Below are 15156 nucleotides of genomic sequence, written 5' to 3'. Positions count from 1 at the left end.
CAGATATGTCCGATTTTGCCCATATAAATGTGGGAAGGTGTGGTTTTACCCCCATTCCCACCTAAAGGTAGCACTATCTGACGGCGTCGCGGAAGTCCGCAGCCCACGGCACCCGCATTAGCGTGCGCTGCGAGGCTCCTCCCCCTCCCACCTCCACGACAGATACCGAGCCTCAGAATCCGGGTCCTCCTCGACGGCGCTCTCCCGATCCACCGTCACCTTGAGATACCGGGCCGCCAGCTGCTCGACGAGCCCCGCGCCCCACTCCGCGACGATCACCGCCTCCTCCAGCTCCGTATCCAGGTCCAGGGAGTCCAGGGCGCCCCAGGGATCGGCATCGTGATCGAGCAGGCGATAGGCGTCCACGTGGATGAGCGTGGGGGTGTCGGCCGGGGCCTGCGCCGCCGGGCGGTGCTCCCGGGCGATGACGAATGTCGGCGAGGTCACGCGCCCCCGGACCCCCATGCCCGCCGCGATGCCCTGGGTGAGCGTAGTTTTCCCGGCGCCCAGCGGGCCGTCGAGAATGACGAGGTCCCCGGCCTCGAGGGCCCGGCCCAGGCGCTCGCCCCAGGCGCGGGTGTCCTCCGGGTTCTCCGCCCGGTAGGTGCCCTCCTGTGGGAAGTCAGCTTTCATCATGCCTCGCTTTCGTGGCGGGCGGCGGAGAGACCGGCCGCCTCAGGGGCGACGAAGGTGCGCACGGTACGACCCGTCGGGCGGCACATGACCTCGTAGTTGATGGTGTGCAGGGCCTCCGCAAGCTCGGAGGCGCTCATGGCCCCGGGCTCGGTGCCGAAGATGCACGCCTCATCGCCCGGCGCCACCCCGGCGGGGTTCTCCCCCAGGTCGACGAGGATCTGATCCATACACACCCGGCCCACCTGCGGATAGCGACGCCCGCCGATGGCCACCTCCAGCACACCCTGGGCGGCGCGCGGCAGCCCATCGGCATAGCCCACGGGGAGGACGGCCAGCCAGCCCGGGCGCTCCGCGGTCCACGTGAGGCCGTAGCTCGTCGCCTCCCCGGGCGCCACCGGCTTGACCAGCGCCACCGTGGCCAGCCAGCTCATCGCCGGGCGCAGGCCGTGCTCGCGGGCCGGGATGGGCTCCCCTCCATAGAGCGCCACGCCCACGCGCACCATGTCGTGATGAAGGTCCGGGCGCGTGAGGGTGCCCGGCGAGTTGCACAGGTGGTTGATGGGCAGCGCGAGGCCGCGCTCCCGGCCATAGGCGATCGCGCGCGCGAACTGCTCCGCCTGGGCGTCGTTCGCGGGATGATCCGGGTCATCGGCGCAGGAGAGGTGGCTAAAAAGGCCCAGGACCTCGACGTTCGGCGCGTCACGCAGCAGGTCCATGACCTCCGCCCACCGCTCGGGGTCGACGCCAGAGCGGTGCATCCCCGTCTCCACCTTGATGAAGACCCGGGCTGCGGGGTGCGAGCCGTCCTGGCTCTCCTCCTGCAGGCGCGAGGCCGCGGCAATCACCGCCCGCGCATGATCCACCGAGGGGATCCCCAGCGCCACGCGCGCGGCGAGGGCACCCTCCACCCCGTCGTCATCCTGGGCGGCCCACAGCCACGCGAGCAGCGGGGCGTCGATCCCCGCCCCCCGCAACTCCAGTGCCTCCGGGATGGTGGCCACGCCCAGGGCGTCGGCCCCATGGTTCAGGGCCGTGGCGGCTACCGCGAGCGCCCCATGGTGGTAGCCATCCGCCTTGACGACGGCCATGAGCCGCGTGCCGGGGCTCAGCCGCTCGGCGATGAGGCGGGTGTTGTGGGCGATCGCGTCGAGGTCGATCCGGGTTCTCAGCAGGGTGCAGTGGTTATTCAACGGTCACAGATTTCGCGAGGTTGCGGGGCTTATCAATGTCGGTGTTGCCGCAGTGCCCGGCGATCTCCGCGGCGAGGTACTGCAGCGGGACGGTCGCGAGCAAGGGCTGCATCATGGAAGGGCTCTCCGGGATACGGATGAGCCAGTTGGCATAGGGCTCCACCGCCGTGTCGCCTTCCTCCGCGATGACGATCGTCTTCGCGCCGCGCGCCCGAATCTCCTGGATGTTGGACACGATCTTCGAGTGAAGAACCGTCACACCCCGGGGGCTCGGCACGATGACGACCACCGGCAGGTCATCCTCGATGAGCGCGATAGGCCCGTGCTTGAGCTCCCCCGCGGGGAAGCCCTCGGCGTGAATGTACGCCAGCTCCTTGAGCTTGAGCGCCCCCTCCAGCGCCACCGGGTAGCCCACCCCGCGGCCCAGGAAGAGCATGGTCCGCACCGCGCCGAGCACCTCGGCGATTCCCGTGACCTGCTCCTCGCACTCCAGCACGCGCTCGATCTTCGCCGGAATCTCCTCCAGCGAGCGGTAAATCTCCGCGATTTCATCCGGGTACTTGGTGCCCTTGGCTTGCGCGAGCGCCAGCCCCACGATGTAATTCGCCGCCACCTGGGCGAGGAATGCCTTCGTCGACGCCACACCGATCTCCGGCCCGGCGTGGGTGTACAGCACGGCATCGGACTCGCGCGGAATTTGCGAGCCATTCGTGTTGCACACCGCCAGCACCTTCGCGCCCTGCGCCTTGGCGTGGCGCACGGCCTCGAGGGTGTCCGCGGTTTCACCCGACTGGGAGATCGCCAGGACGAGCGTGCGCTCATCAAGGATGGGGTCACGGTAGCGGAACTCGCTGGCCACCTCGATCTGCACGGGCACGCGCACCCAGTGCTCAATGGCGTACTTGGCCAGCAGGCCGGAGTGATAGGCCGAGCCACAGGCGACGACGAACACCTGGTCGATGTACTTCAGGTCCTCGTCGGTGAGGTTCTGCTCATCGAGGGTGACGCGGCCGTCCTGGTAGTGGCCCGCGAGCGTGTCGCGGACGGCGGCCGGCTGCTCATGAATCTCCTTGAGCATGAAGGAGTCATAGCCGCCCTTCTCCGCGGCGGCGAGGTCCCAATCGATCTCGAAGGGGCGGCCGGTCGCGGGCGTGCCGTCGAAGTTGAGGATCTCGTACTCATCCGCCCGCAGGATGACGACGTTGTCCTGCCCGAGCTCCACGGCGTGCTTCGTGTGCTCGATGAACGCCGCGACGTCGGAGCCCAGGAACATCTCCCCCTCGCCAACGCCCACGATGAGCGGGGTCGAGCGGCGCGCTGCGATGATCTGGTCCGGGTGGTCGTCGTGCATGAAAAGGATGGTGAAGGCACCCTCGAGGCGGTTGAGCACCGCCAGGGCCGACGCGCGGAAGTCCCCCGCCGTCTCCCCCTCGTTGTAGGCCCGGGCGAGGAGATGCGCCGCGACCTCGGAGTCCGTCTCCGAGCGCAGCTCAATCCCGGCGGCGCGCAGCTCATCGCGCAGGGAGGCGAAATTCTCAATAATGCCGTTGTGGACGATCGCGACCTTCCCGTCATAGGACAGGTGCGGGTGCGCGTTCTCATCGATGGGGCGGCCGTGGGTGGCCCATCGGGTGTGGCCGATTGCCGTCGTGCCCTTCAGCGACTCAACGCCCACCTCGTCGATGCGATCCTCCAGGTTCTGGAGCTTCCCGGCGCGCTTCACCGCGGCGATCCCCGCCCCCTGGGTGATGGCAATACCTGCGGAATCATAGCCGCGGTATTCCATATTCCTCAGCCCATCCAGCGCGATGGGAAGTCCCTGACGCTGACCGACATATCCAATAATTCCGCACATGGACCCTAGACTATATCCTGGGACACGTGTCTGAGAATTTGAAGAAGCATCTCGCGAAACTATCAAAGCGTGGCCCCCACCGCGTCCTGGTCGGTGACCTCGACTATGCCGGCATTCCCGGTAAGGTCTACGTCCCCGAGGAAGGCAACGGGGTCCCCGGCGTCGCCTTCGGGCACGACTGGATGAAGGGCATCCACAAGTACCACGGCACGCTGCGTCACCTGGCCAGCTGGGGTATCGCGGTGGCCGCGCCGGACACCGAGAAGGGCTTCAGCCCCGATCACCGCGGCTTCGCCGCCGACCTGGAGACCTGCCTCCAGATCCTCGCCGGCGTCAAGCTGGGCACCGGCAACGTGACCGTCGGCCCGGGGAAGCTGGGCCTCGTGGGGCACGGCATGGGTGCGGGGTGCGCGGTCCTCGCCGCCCTGGAAAACACCAAGGTCAACGCGGTGGCTGCCCTCTACCCGGCGGTGACTGCCCCCTCCTCCACCGCGGCAGCACGGCACATCACGGTGCCGGGGCTGGTCATCGGTTCCGGGCAGGACTCCATCCTCGACGCCGGGAACCCCGCCTCCCTCGCCTACAACTGGGGCGGCGACGTCGCCTACCGCGAACTCGAGAAGGGCAACCAGCTGGGCTTCACCGAGGACACGTTCTTCAATCTCCTCATCGGTAACGGCAAGCCCCAGTGGTCCGCCCAGGAGGCAGCCCGCGGCCTCATCACCGGCTTCCTCCTCCACCAGCTCAACCAGGATTCCACCTACTCCGGCTTCTCCGCCCCGATGGCCGAGGCGAAGCATGTCGTCTCCTATGAGGGAAAGGACCTTGCGGACAAGGCCGGCGTCGAGCTCTCCGCCAACACCGACCTTAACCAGCACTAGCGCCCGCTTCTCTCAGAACGCTTTTCACGCGACCACGCCGCCTTTCTGTCCCCACGCCGCCTCCGGGGCTCGACGCCATCCCGGCGTCTGTCCGCTCAGTCCCCGGGGTGTTCGCCGGGGCGGGAGGGCGGCGTGTGGCGTCATTGAGCATCCGCTCGAACTCCTCCAGACGCGCCTGCGTCCGCTGCCGGAACTGCTTGGCGAATTCTTCAAACTCATTCATCCTTCTTGTCCACTCCTTTGGTATCGAGGGCCTACCACTGCCCCGCCGTGTGCGCAGTCCCCACGGCATCCTTCGCCGGTGCGGGAGCTGATGACTCGGAGGCTGGGCCCGGCGCGGCGGTGGCGACCTGGGCAGGTGCCTCAGGTGCAGAGGCTGGGGGCGCGGGTGCGGGGTTTGGCGTAGGTGCGGGCGCGGGTGCAGGGTTGGGTGCTGGCGCATCGGCGCCCGATTCTGTGGCTGAGAGATCAAGGTGGTAGCCCTGCGCCCGCAGATGAGCGAGCTTCTCCGCAGGTGGCGGGGGCTCCGGAGCAGGTGGGCAGGGGGCCGGCGGTTCCGGTTCGGGCTCAGGCTCTGGGGGCGGGCAGGGCTCGGGTTCAGGCTCCGGCTCCGGCTCCGGCGGTACGGGCGGGCACTCTGGCGGCTCGGGCGGACACTCCGGCGGCGGAAGGTGTTCACCGATCTGCGCGAGCAGCGCCCCTGCGCCGGCCACAGCAACCCCCATGCCGGCAAGGGCACCGAGGTTTCCTCCGCTTCCCCCGTGCTCATCGTGGTCCACGTTGACGATGGTGGTGATGATCGGAGCAGACGAGCTCGCCGACGCCGAGGCACTCGCCGCAGCGCTCGCGGCGGCACTCGCCGCGTTACTCATGGCCGCCTGGCCCCCGGACATCACCTGCTGGGCAGCCTGCTGGACCTGCTGAGCAGCGTGCTGCGCGGCCCCGGCGAGGTCTGGCACCGCGGTGGCTGCCGTCGTCGGCACACACTCTGCGCTGGCGGAGCTCGCGGCTCCCCCGGCATATGAGGAGGCGGGCGCCTCACTAGGCGCAGGCGGCTCGGGCGGGGTGCAGGGTGCGGGACTGGGTGGTGGCGCCGGGCAGCTCGGCGGCTCCGGGCGGGGAGCTTCGCAGGAAGAGGCCTCGGTGTGGCCGGCCGCCGGTGGAACAGCGGGGCACGGCTGCTCGGTGGCGGCCTCTGTGCAGCGGAGAAACTCCTGGTAGCAGGAGCGCAGTGCCTCATCGCGGCTCTCGCAGGAGTCCTTGACGCAGGAGCCTGCCTCGTTGATGAGGTCTGAGGCACAGCGGATCGCCGCGTAGAACTCCTCCGCCTGGGCCACGGGACTCATGGAGGCCACATAGGTGAGGAGCGCACGCACGCTCGAGCTCATGGCCAGTAGCACCTCGTGGACGGCGGTGTCGGTATCGCGACAGATGGACTCGACGGCAGTGGCGGCGTCGTCGGCCTGGCCGTGGAGAGTCGAGGACTTCTCATCGTGCTGGGTGACGTCTCGCAGGAGATTGCCCAGGAATTGGGAGATTGTCCCCTCGGCCACCCGAAGGAGGAAACCACGTCCCAGGCTCAGGCCACCACCGAGAACCCGCCCCACCGGGGTTCCCGTCGCCGTGGATGTCGCGCGGCGCAGCGCCTGCGGGTCAATGCCTTCCGTGGCCCGCGCGCGAGCGAGAAGGTCCGCGCTCTCCAGCTGCGGGCCCTGGTAGATGCCCCGGGAGGCTGCCTTGAGCTCCTCCACGACGGGTGCATACAGGGAAGAAATGGATGAGCTCGCTGAGGTCATCGCACACCCCCTGTGTGGGCGTCGAGCCCACGAATCCCCCGCGCCGCCTCCTCATCCTGCGCGCCCAGCTGGTGGACATCGCGCATGGCGGCGTCCATCGCGGCATGGGCCGTAGACCAGCGTGTGGCGGCCGCCTCATGAACGCGAAGGAGAGCCTCCCGGATGGCCTCCCCGCACTCGGCGAAGCCCTGCCCGGCCGCGGTGCTCGGGAAGTCCGGTGGGCTCCCCATGTGCTCATCCTTGTGCTGAGCAGCCAGCTCCCGCGTCTCCTTCAACGCGGAGGCCGTCTGCTCCACATCTACATGCAGGGTCCCATCCCCCATAGCGTCGCCCCTTCAGGTCGGGAAAAGATTTATCCCCTTAGACCCACGAGGGCGCGCGCAGGTTCCCGCCCCGGCTTAGACGGCGGCGACGACGGCTGCCAGGCGCCCGGCCACCTGCCGCGCGGTGTCCTCCGAGGCGGCCTCGACCATGACGCGGAAGAGCTCCTCCGTGCCCGAAGCCCGGAGCAGGACGCGGCCGGTCTCTCCGAGCTCCTCCTCCGCGGCCGTGATGGCCTCGCGCACGGCAGGGGCGTCGAGAATAGCGTTCTTATCCGACACCGGAACGTTGATGAGGACCTGAGGGAGCACCGTCATCACCGAGGCGAGCTCCTTGAGGCTCGACTCCGTCTGCGCCATGCGCGCCATGAGCGACAGCCCTGTGAGCAGGCCATCGCCGGTGGTCGAGTACTTCGGCTGGATGATGTGGCCGGACTGCTCGCCGCCGAGGGAGAGATTGCGGGCGTTGAGCTCCGCCAGCACGTAGCGGTCCCCCACCTGGGTGGTGTCCATCGCGATGCCCTCGCGATCCATGGCGAGCTTGAGACCAAGGTTGGACATCACCGTCGCGACCAGCGTGTTCTCGCGCAGATCATTCTTCTCTTTGAGGGCCACCGCGAGGATGGCCATGATCTGGTCGCCGTCGACAACAGTTCCCTCATGGTCAACAGCCAGGCAGCGATCCGCGTCCCCGTCATGCGCGAGGCCCAGGTCCGCCCCGTGCTCGCGCACTGCCGCCTGGATCTGGTCGATATGCGTGGAGCCGCACTTGTCGTTGATGTTGTAGGCGTTGGGCTTGTTGTGGATGGGGATAACCGTCGCCCCCGCTGCCTCATAGGCCGCAGGCGCCACATCGGAGGCCGCGCCATTCGCCGCATCGACGACGACCGTGATCCCCGTAAGATCCGTCCGCGCCGCGCCAGCCAGGTGCTTGAGGTAGCGCTCGCGGGCATCCGGGGCCTCCTCGATGATCCGGCCGATGCCGTGCCCCGTCGGACCGCCCTCTTCCAGGTCCGACATCACCTTCTCAATCTCATCCTCAATCTCATCGGGCAGCTTGTGCCCGCCCGCGGAGAAGAACTTGATGCCATTGTCCGGCATGGGATTGTGCGAGGCCGAAATCATCACGCCCATGTCCGCCCCGTAATCATCCGTGAGGAAGGCGACAGCCGGCGTCGGCAACACACCCACCCGCAGGACGTCGACGCCCCGCGAGGCCATCCCCGCCGACAGCGCCGCTGCCAGCATCTCTCCGGATACCCGGGGGTCACGCCCCACGATCGCGACGGGACGCCGTTTCGACGAATGCACCTCCCGCGTGAGCACCTGGGCGGCTGCCGCCCCCAGCTGCAAAGCGAGTGAGGCCGTCAGCGTCTTGTTCGCCAGGCCACGAACACCATCTGTTCCGAAGAGTCTTGTCATGCTGCTTAGTCTAAGCGAGCGCCCCACCCGCGCGGCCGAGCGATACCCGTGTTGCCTGTGTTTGCCAATGTGGCGGGTGATACGAAACAACGCCCCCTCCCCACGTCGGGGAGAAGGCGTTGACAATACCAGCCGAAGCTTAACGCTTGGAGTACTGCGGAGCGCGGCGGGCCTTGTGGAGACCGGCCTTCTTGCGCTCGACGGCACGAGCGTCACGGGTGAGGTAGCCGGCCTTCTTCAGGGCCTTGCGGTCACCCGGGTTGTAGATGTTGAGGGCGCGAGCGATCGCGAGGCGGAACGCACCAGCCTGGCCGGTGGGGCCGCCGCCCTTGAGGTTCGCCTGGATGTCGAACTGACCATCGCGCTCGAGGAGGGTCAGCGGATCCTTGATGAGCTGCTGGTGCAGCTTGTTCGGGAAGTACTCCTCGAGGGTCCGGCCGTTGCAGGTGAACTTGCCGGTGCCCGGCACCATGCGGACGCGGACGATGGCGCGCTTACGGCGACCAACCGTCTGGATGGGGCCCTCGTGCTGAGCCGGGGCGGGAGCCTCGGTCTCGGCCTCGGCGGGAGCGACGGCGTCACCGATGGTGTTGGTGAACTCCTCGGTCGCAGCCGCTGCAGCAGCGATGTCAGCGGCGTCGGCTACGTTGTTCTCGATGTTGTTCTCGGTCACTGTGCCACCTGCTTGATCTCGTAGTTCTCGGGCTTCTGGCCGGCGTAGGGGTGCTCCTCGCCAGCGAAGACGTGCAGCTTCTTGATGGAAGCGCGGGAGAGCTTGTTGTGCGGCATCATGCCCTTGATGGCATCGTGCACGGTGCGCTCCGGGTGCAGGTCAAGGGCGCGACCCAGGGTCATGGTCTTCAGACCGCCCGGGTAGCCGGAGTGACGGTAGCGGAACTCGCGCTCGCGCTTGTTGGAGGACACGCGAACCTTGTCAGCGTTGATGATGATGACGTGATCACCGCAGTCGACGTTGGGGGCGAAGATCGGCTTGCCCTTGCCACGCAGCAGGTTCGCCGCGTGCGTCGCCAGACGACCCAGCACCACGTCAGTGGCGTCGATGACATACCACTTACGGGTAATGTCACCACTCTTCGGGTGGAAAGTAGACACTATGACTCCTTACAAGTCTGTCCAGAACTGCCAGCCACAAAGCGGTCACGAGACCGCGGGGTGGAAATCAAACACGGCGGCCGGTGGAGACCCGAGTTGATCTGCTGTCTTCCCTGATGAACCCGTCAAGCTCCCACCAAGTGGGAACCGATGAGCCACGCATCACGGCAGACTCCACACAAAGAGAACAGCGTAGCGGATGACTCCCCGGGAACCAAATGGCTCCTGCACTGCACGGTGCCATGGAGCGCCGCGGCGTTCCGGGAGAATCAGGGAATGCAGAAGGGCGGGGCGCTCACGTGCGCCCCGCCGGAGACTCCGATGATGGTGCAGAAGTCTGTGTGGAAGGTCCCCCATCGTGAAGGAGGTGGGCTCATGCGAGAAGGTTCTCGTGCGCTCACGGCCTCATCTGCCCCTGAAAGAAGACGGATGGTCATGCCCACGACCGCAGCGCCCCCACCCCACTCACGAGGTATCAATCATGCGGGTGTCGCTTAGCCCCAGCTGGCGGCCGCGCGACGGTTAACATCACTCATCCTTTCATTTCCTTGAGAGACGGTGCGGGAAATGGTGGCGAGAACCTGGTTGAGGTCCTCTGCCGCGCGATCCCACTTGTCCTGCGCCACCTGGTAGGCGCTGGCGGCCTCGCCTTCCCATGTGGACACCATGGGTTTAATCTGCGCGGCAAGATCCGCCAAGAGCTGATTGATTCTCCCCGACGTGGAGGAAATATCCGCCGCAGCCCCCTCAATGGCAGAGAATTGATACTTGATCTGGCTCATCGATGCATGCCCTTTCTGTGAGTGTGAACGAGGGAGTCTGCCCCTCTAGAGTGCGAGCCCAGCCCCGCCCACGGCGCTGAAGGCCTGCGAGTTTTCTGCTTCCATGGCCTCATAGTGCGTGGCGTTGGATCGGATGTTCTCGCTGATGGCGTTGAGCGCCTCCTGGAGCTGCCGGGCGGAGCTATTCCACCGCTCCATGAGCCCGTCAAAGCTCACCTGCGCCTCTCCAGCCCAGCTGCTGCGGACGCCGTCGACGACGCCCCGCAGCCGCTGCAGCTCCCCTTGCACTTGGGAATTCGTATCGTCGACGCGGCCTGCGGTGGCCCGCATGACGTCGGCTTCAGTCCTCAAAAGCGACATGTGTTCGCCCCTCCTCGAACGATTCGGTGTTGATTGGTGTGAAAGACCCACCCTGTGATGGGCTTCATGTACCTCAGACTGTCTTCGACGGCTTCGGGTTCCCTGCCCGGTGAAGACTATCCACCGCCATCCGGCACGCCGCCCGCTGTGGCATCGTGAACTGCCCCGTCCGGTGATGGCACCCCACGCTGAACTGCATTCCCTCCGCGATCCACGTCGTCCACTCCACCCGCGAGTGGTCCCCCGGATCCTCCACATAGGTGATAGCCCCGGCGGGATCATCGGTGCTTAAGGTGAGAGCCTCGGTGTCCTCCACCATCCGCAGAATCTCCTTACGGACCTCCGCCGCCGGCACCCCGTGCACCGGGTCAACAGCGAGGTGAATCCGCACATCCGGATCCTCTCCCTCCGCCCGCAGCGCCCCGTTGTCCTCCACAAAGCGGAAGCCCGCGGGCAGCGTGAGCTCAATGTCGCCGTGTCGAAGCGGCAGCGGTGGGGTCTCCTCAGGAGGGCTCGACGACGTCCCCTTCCCCTGCGTCTCGGTGGTCGCCGGCTGCCCGGCCTCGGGGAGGGCGGGCGGAGCCGCAGCATCCGCTGAGCTGAACGCGTGGCTGAGCCCCCACCAGCTCACCACGAGGCAGATCGGAATGACGACGGCAGCTGCGAGGACCAGCGGGCTTTTCCAACGCGAGGCGTCGTCCCCCCGCGGCCGGCCCGGGCGACGCCGTGGTGAACCGTGCTGAGCTGGGCGTGCCCGTCCGCGTGACAGCGGCGGTTCGTCGTCGAGCTCATCCTCCTCCCACGGCAGAAACTCCTCGCTCGTCGCGGGTGCAAGCGTGGGGGGCCCACTGTCTGGGGAGCGTCCCTCCGCTTCGCGGGGCATAGTGTCCTCGTCGTGTATCCAGCGAGCGTGGATACCGTGATCCCGGAGTGCCTCGCGGAGGGAGTGCGCGGTGGATTCCTCGGCGTCAATGCAGACGTCGATGTCTGGCCAGTGGGGGCCCGTGCTATCGCGAATCTGGGTGATGACCCCCTCTGTCGCCCAGCCCTCTCTCACCCCAGTGCCGGGCAGGTCGTAGCGGTAGACGGTCTCCGGCCCCTCGATGATTGTTGCCGTATCCAGCACCGTCACCATGACGTGCAGTGTGTCAGTCATCGTTCTCCCCCGTCGTGGATGTACTCATGCGGCAGGTCGGCCACATCTGCGTGCGGCACTGCCAGGCTGCTCTGCCCACCGGCTGCCTCGTCGGCTTCACCCCGAGGATGGGGCCTTCCTCTTTATCTGCGTCAAGGAGCACGAGGGCCGGGAGCTGATCCTTGAGTGCTGCGAAGAAGGCCGCATAGAGTGCTCGGCCAATACCGCCGGACTTTCGGGCCACCACCATGTGCAGGCCCACATCGCGCGCATGGGGAAGAAGAGCAATGAGCGGGTGGAGATCGGCATCACTGACCAGGTCGGCGTCATCGATGATGACGACGATCTCCGGCCCCTCCCACCAATCCCGGGCCTTGAGCTGCTCCGCCGTGACCTCCGGGCCAGGGAGCCGAGACGTCACGGTCGTGACGACATCGCGGAGAACCTGCGCGGTGGTGGCCGAGGAGGCCGAGTACGCAGCCAGCATCTCCTCTGGCAGCGCCCCGAGGTGGCTTCGGCGGTGATCAATGAGCACGAGCCGAACCCTCTCCCGGCCGAGCTCCGCGAAGCCCTCGGCGATACTTCGGAGCACCGTGGACTTCCCCGACCCTTGAGATCCCACGCACAACAGGTGGGGATCACGCTGCGGATTCCACTGGAGGACGTCGAGCCGGGGCCCGCCGATCCCCAGCGGAAGCCCCTCCGGGGAGGCCGCGGGCAGAGCAGAACGGTGAAGAACATCCGGCAGCATGGCGAGTGCCGGCACGCGCGACTGGCCGGCCTTCTCCCAGACATTGGCCACATGGGCGGCATCCTGGGCAGCGCACGCAGCGATGAGGAGCTGCTCCGCGTCGGGAGTGATTCCCCTGCCAGGCTGCAGCGGCACCCTCGCCTGGGCTTGGCGGTCGATGATGGAGTCCAGCGGATCGCTCATCCGCAGCTCGATGCGGTGGTGCAGCAGATCCCGGATGGCCGGCCGGAGAAGCCCCCACCGCGGTGTGGAGATGCACAGGTGAATCCCCGCGGCAGGCCCGTCCGCGGCGAGCCGCGTGATGGGCTCGACGAGGTCCTCGTACTCTTCGTGGATGGTGTGCCATCCGTCGATGAGCAGGAGAATTGTGCGTCCCGGTTGGATGTCCTCGGCGCCGTCGACACGGTTCATGAGCTCATCAATGATCCGCCGGAGGCGCTCCTCCTCATCGCGCCCCGCGATGCCCGCCACCTGCGGGAGGTGGGACAGGAAACCCAGCGCACCGCCACAATCGAGGACGTAGATCGCTAGTTCATCGGGGCCGTGGTGGACGGCAAAGGATACGGCCATGCTCGCCAGCGCCGTCGACTTCCCCGAGCGCGGGCCACCACACAGAGCACAGTGCCCGCCGGCCTCATCCAGACTCAACAGGAAGACATCCTGGCGCTGCTGGTATGGGCGATCAATGATCCCGAGCGGCGCCGCCCACCCCGCATAGTCCCCCGTCGCCCCGGCAATCGACGCAAGATCCATGCGCGCAGGCAGCGGCGGCAGCCACATCTGATGCGCACGCTCACCCCGGCGCGCGGCCGCCTCCACGGCTTTGTCCACGACGGCATCGAGGACCGTGGTGGACTCGTCGAGGATGATCTCCTCTGCCTCGGAGATCTCGCCCTGAGCGAGGCGAATGTCCTCCCAGGAACGGAATGGCCTCACCATCGCCGTCCCCTCGGACCTGCGGTAGACCCGACGCGGCACCGGACCGGAGACGTAGCTAGCCTGAAAGCGGGTGAGCTGATCGGCATCGCTGCGCAGGAAGCCCGCGCCGGGGCTCGCGGGGAGCTGGTGGGCGTCGGGAACTCCGAGGACTTGGCGGGACTCGGCGGCGGAGAAGGTCTTGAGCCCCAAGCGATAGGACAGGTGAGAATCGAGGCCTCGGAGTTTGCCCTCCTCGAGGCGCTGGCTAGCGAGGAGCAGGTGAACGTGGAGGCTTCGCCCGACCCGGCCGACGGCGACGAAGAGGTCGGCGAAGTCCGGGTGCTGCCCAAGGAGCTCGGAAAACTCATCGACGACGATGAAGAGCGCGGGCATCGGCTCAAGATCCTCACGCTCGGAGCAGGCGGCGTTGTACTCCGACACGTTGGCGAAGTTGCCGGCGCGGCGAAGCACCTCCTGCCGCCGGTGCAGCTCGCCGCTGATGGCGTCATGCATCCTCTCGACGAGGATGGACTCCTCCTCCAGATTCGTGATGACTGCCGAGGTGTGCGGCAAACGCTCAAGCCCCAGGAAGGTGGCGCCGCCCTTGAAGTCAACGAGGACCAGGTTCACCTCCCGGGGCGAATGCGTGGCAACGAGGGATACCACCAGCGTGCGCAGAGTCTCCGACTTTCCGGATCCCGTCGCCCCGATGCACAGTCCGTGAGGCCCCATTCCTCCCTTGGCGGACTCCTTGATGTCGAGGATGACCGGCGCCCCGCCGTCGTCGATCCCAAAGGGGATGGCGAGATTCGCCTGGCCCCGCGGTTCCCACAGCGTGTCCATGTCCACCTTCGCGAGGTCAGCGATCCCCAGTAGCCCCAAGAGTCCGGTGTGGGCGTCGCCGGGGGCGGATTCGCGTGAGCGGGCCGAGGGCCTCTCGTAGGGGCTCATGCGGCGTGCGAGGTCGACGGCCGCCCGCCGATCGAGCCGGTCGGGGCGCCCGATGTCTTCCTGCCCGTCCTCGGTGAGGACGGCGAGGGTCTCCCCGCAGAGGAGAAGCAGGCCCTCGTCTTCGCAGCAGGAGCGCAGGTAGGTGCCCGGCCGGCAGCCGATGCTGATGACGCAATCCCACGAGTTCTCGGCCAGCACATCGTCCGTTTCCGAGAGGTCCACGCGATCCACCAGGAGTATCCGATGCTGGGCGCGTTGCTCGTCGCGCCGGTGAGGCACCCACTTCAGCCACTCCCACCCCGTCCCCACGACGTGAATGCCCACGCACTCTGGACCGTGGTGGAAGAGGATCTGCGCGATGAGCGAGCGCGCCACGTCATCGGCGCAGGGGCCGCAGAGGCCGACGTAGCCAAAAGCCTGAAGCTGCAGCGCAATGGGCATATCGCCCACCATCCCCACGGCGTTGAGCGTGTGCCGCAGCGAGACCGCACACACCGGGTCCAGATCCTCCGCCGCGCCGGGATCCTTCACCTCGATGGGAGTGCATAGCTCCATGGTGCCCACGCCGAGACGAAGCTCGAGAACATCCGGATCCCCGGGCGCACGCTCCCACATCCGGCGGCTTCCCACCATCCCCCGCAGGTCCGCCGGGTGCGGGTGCCGGTGCGTGCTATTCCGACGCTGCTCCCGGGCATTGCTGAGAGCACGCTCCCGGAGACTTCCCAGGTGGCGCAGGTAGGTGCGTCGTGTCTCATCAATGTCCGTCCCGCTGCCCGAGCTCATCGACATGAAGAGCGAGGCCACCATCATGATCGGGAAGAGCAGCATCATGGGATGCACGGTCCCCTGCCCAAGAAAAAGCATGAGAACCATCCCCACCATGGCCGCCACCATGATGACCGGCACGATGATGCGCATGAGCGGAATCTTCTGGCCCTTCTTGGCCCCTGGGACGGCCTCCACGTCGATCGTGCCGTGTGGCACGGGTGGTACCGCCTCTCGATCGGCCATCGTCATGGCCGGAACAATTGTGCTCATGGTAGGGC

General features: G+C 67.1%; 13 protein-coding genes. 1 reads left to right on the top strand and 12 read right to left on the bottom strand.

Annotated elements, in window-relative coordinates; translation table 11 throughout:
* Positions 1 to 117: 117 nt before the first annotated feature.
* Genes tsaE through glmS form a run of 3 tightly spaced genes read right to left on the bottom strand, consistent with a single transcriptional unit; the run spans position 118 to position 3681 of the window.
* Positions 118 to 633, bottom strand: coding sequence for a tRNA (adenosine(37)-N6)-threonylcarbamoyltransferase complex ATPase subunit type 1 TsaE (gene tsaE / locus L1O03_RS02050; RefSeq protein ID WP_236118039.1), 516 nt, complete (start codon positions 631 to 633; stop codon positions 118 to 120).
* On the bottom strand, positions 633 to 1826 hold the full coding sequence (gene alr, locus L1O03_RS02045) for an alanine racemase (protein ID WP_236117746.1): 1194 nt from the start codon (positions 1824 to 1826) through the stop codon (positions 633 to 635). The genes tsaE and alr overlap by 1 nt, the downstream gene beginning before the upstream one ends.
* Positions 1819 to 3681, bottom strand: coding sequence for a glutamine--fructose-6-phosphate transaminase (isomerizing) (gene glmS / locus L1O03_RS02040; RefSeq protein ID WP_236117745.1), 1863 nt, complete (start codon positions 3679 to 3681; stop codon positions 1819 to 1821). Before glmS ends, alr begins: the two co-directional genes overlap by 8 nt.
* Positions 3682 to 3707: 26 nt before the next feature.
* On the opposite strand from glmS, the gene L1O03_RS02035 reads away from it, so the two are divergent.
* Positions 3708 to 4562 (top strand): dienelactone hydrolase family protein, encoded by an 855-nt coding sequence (locus L1O03_RS02035; RefSeq protein ID WP_236117744.1) that lies wholly within the window; start codon positions 3708 to 3710, stop codon positions 4560 to 4562.
* A gap of 254 nt (positions 4563 to 4816) precedes the next feature.
* Here the strand turns inward: L1O03_RS02035 and L1O03_RS02030 are convergent, their stop codons facing one another.
* From L1O03_RS02030 to eccCa, 9 genes are all read right to left on the bottom strand, one after another.
* Positions 4817 to 6358, bottom strand: a complete 1542-nt coding sequence (locus L1O03_RS02030; RefSeq protein WP_236117743.1) for a hypothetical protein — start codon at positions 6356 to 6358, stop codon at positions 4817 to 4819.
* Positions 6355 to 6681, bottom strand: coding sequence for a hypothetical protein (locus L1O03_RS02025; RefSeq protein WP_236117742.1), 327 nt, complete (start codon positions 6679 to 6681; stop codon positions 6355 to 6357). The genes L1O03_RS02030 and L1O03_RS02025 overlap by 4 nt, the downstream gene beginning before the upstream one ends.
* Before the next feature lie 75 nt (positions 6682 to 6756).
* Entirely contained in the window at positions 6757 to 8100 is a 1344-nt protein-coding gene (gene glmM / locus L1O03_RS02020) for a phosphoglucosamine mutase (RefSeq protein ID WP_236117741.1), read from the bottom strand.
* 139 nt (positions 8101 to 8239) lie between these two features.
* Positions 8240 to 8773, bottom strand: a complete 534-nt coding sequence (gene rpsI, locus L1O03_RS02015; RefSeq protein ID WP_236117740.1) for a 30S ribosomal protein S9 — start codon at positions 8771 to 8773, stop codon at positions 8240 to 8242.
* Positions 8770 to 9213, bottom strand: coding sequence for a 50S ribosomal protein L13 (gene rplM, locus L1O03_RS02010; protein WP_236117739.1), 444 nt, complete (start codon positions 9211 to 9213; stop codon positions 8770 to 8772). The genes rpsI and rplM overlap by 4 nt, the downstream gene beginning before the upstream one ends.
* 494 nt (positions 9214 to 9707) lie before the next feature.
* Positions 9708 to 9995: a WXG100 family type VII secretion target gene (locus L1O03_RS02005; protein ID WP_236117738.1), complete on the bottom strand. Its 288-nt coding sequence runs from the start codon at positions 9993 to 9995 to the stop codon at positions 9708 to 9710.
* Between the two features lie 45 nt (positions 9996 to 10040).
* Positions 10041 to 10355 carry a WXG100 family type VII secretion target gene (locus L1O03_RS02000; RefSeq protein WP_236117737.1) on the bottom strand — a complete coding sequence of 105 codons (315 nt, stop codon included), beginning with the start codon at positions 10353 to 10355 and terminating at the stop codon, positions 10041 to 10043.
* Between the two features lie 73 nt (positions 10356 to 10428).
* Complete coding sequence (locus L1O03_RS01995; RefSeq protein WP_236117736.1) at positions 10429 to 11511, bottom strand: type VII secretion-associated protein; 1083 nt, start codon at positions 11509 to 11511, stop codon at positions 10429 to 10431.
* Positions 11504 to 15148 (bottom strand): type VII secretion protein EccCa, encoded by a 3645-nt coding sequence (gene eccCa / locus L1O03_RS01990; RefSeq protein WP_236117735.1) that lies wholly within the window; start codon positions 15146 to 15148, stop codon positions 11504 to 11506. Before eccCa ends, L1O03_RS01995 begins: the two co-directional genes overlap by 8 nt.
* Between the last annotated feature and the right edge of the window lie 8 nt (positions 15149 to 15156).

The sequence above is a fragment of the Corynebacterium uropygiale genome, from assembly GCF_021568315.1.
Classification (GTDB): domain Bacteria; phylum Actinomycetota; class Actinomycetes; order Mycobacteriales; family Mycobacteriaceae; genus Corynebacterium; species Corynebacterium uropygiale.
Note: the sequence above shows the minus strand (reverse complement) of the source record. Positions and strands in the feature narration are given on the sequence as shown.

What these genes read in the sequence shown, in the direction of transcription:
- tsaE (WP_236118039.1), bottom strand. Translation starts at nt 633, where the DNA reads ATGAAAGCTGACTTCCCACAGGAGGGCACCTACCGGGCGGAGAACCCG.
- glmM (WP_236117741.1), bottom strand. Translation starts at nt 8,100, where the DNA reads ATGACAAGACTCTTCGGAACAGATGGTGTTCGTGGCCTGGCGAACAAG.
- L1O03_RS01995 (WP_236117736.1), bottom strand. Translation starts at nt 11,511, where the DNA reads ATGACTGACACACTGCACGTCATGGTGACGGTGCTGGATACGGCAACA.
- L1O03_RS02030 (WP_236117743.1), bottom strand. Translation starts at nt 6,358, where the DNA reads ATGACCTCAGCGAGCTCATCCATTTCTTCCCTGTATGCACCCGTCGTG.
- L1O03_RS02000 (WP_236117737.1), bottom strand. Translation starts at nt 10,355, where the DNA reads ATGTCGCTTTTGAGGACTGAAGCCGACGTCATGCGGGCCACCGCAGGC.
- glmS (WP_236117745.1), bottom strand. Translation starts at nt 3,681, where the DNA reads ATGTGCGGAATTATTGGATATGTCGGTCAGCGTCAGGGACTTCCCATC.
- eccCa (WP_236117735.1), bottom strand. Translation starts at nt 15,148, where the DNA reads ATGAGCACAATTGTTCCGGCCATGACGATGGCCGATCGAGAGGCGGTA.
- L1O03_RS02025 (WP_236117742.1), bottom strand. Translation starts at nt 6,681, where the DNA reads ATGGGGGATGGGACCCTGCATGTAGATGTGGAGCAGACGGCCTCCGCG.
- L1O03_RS02005 (WP_236117738.1), bottom strand. Translation starts at nt 9,995, where the DNA reads ATGAGCCAGATCAAGTATCAATTCTCTGCCATTGAGGGGGCTGCGGCG.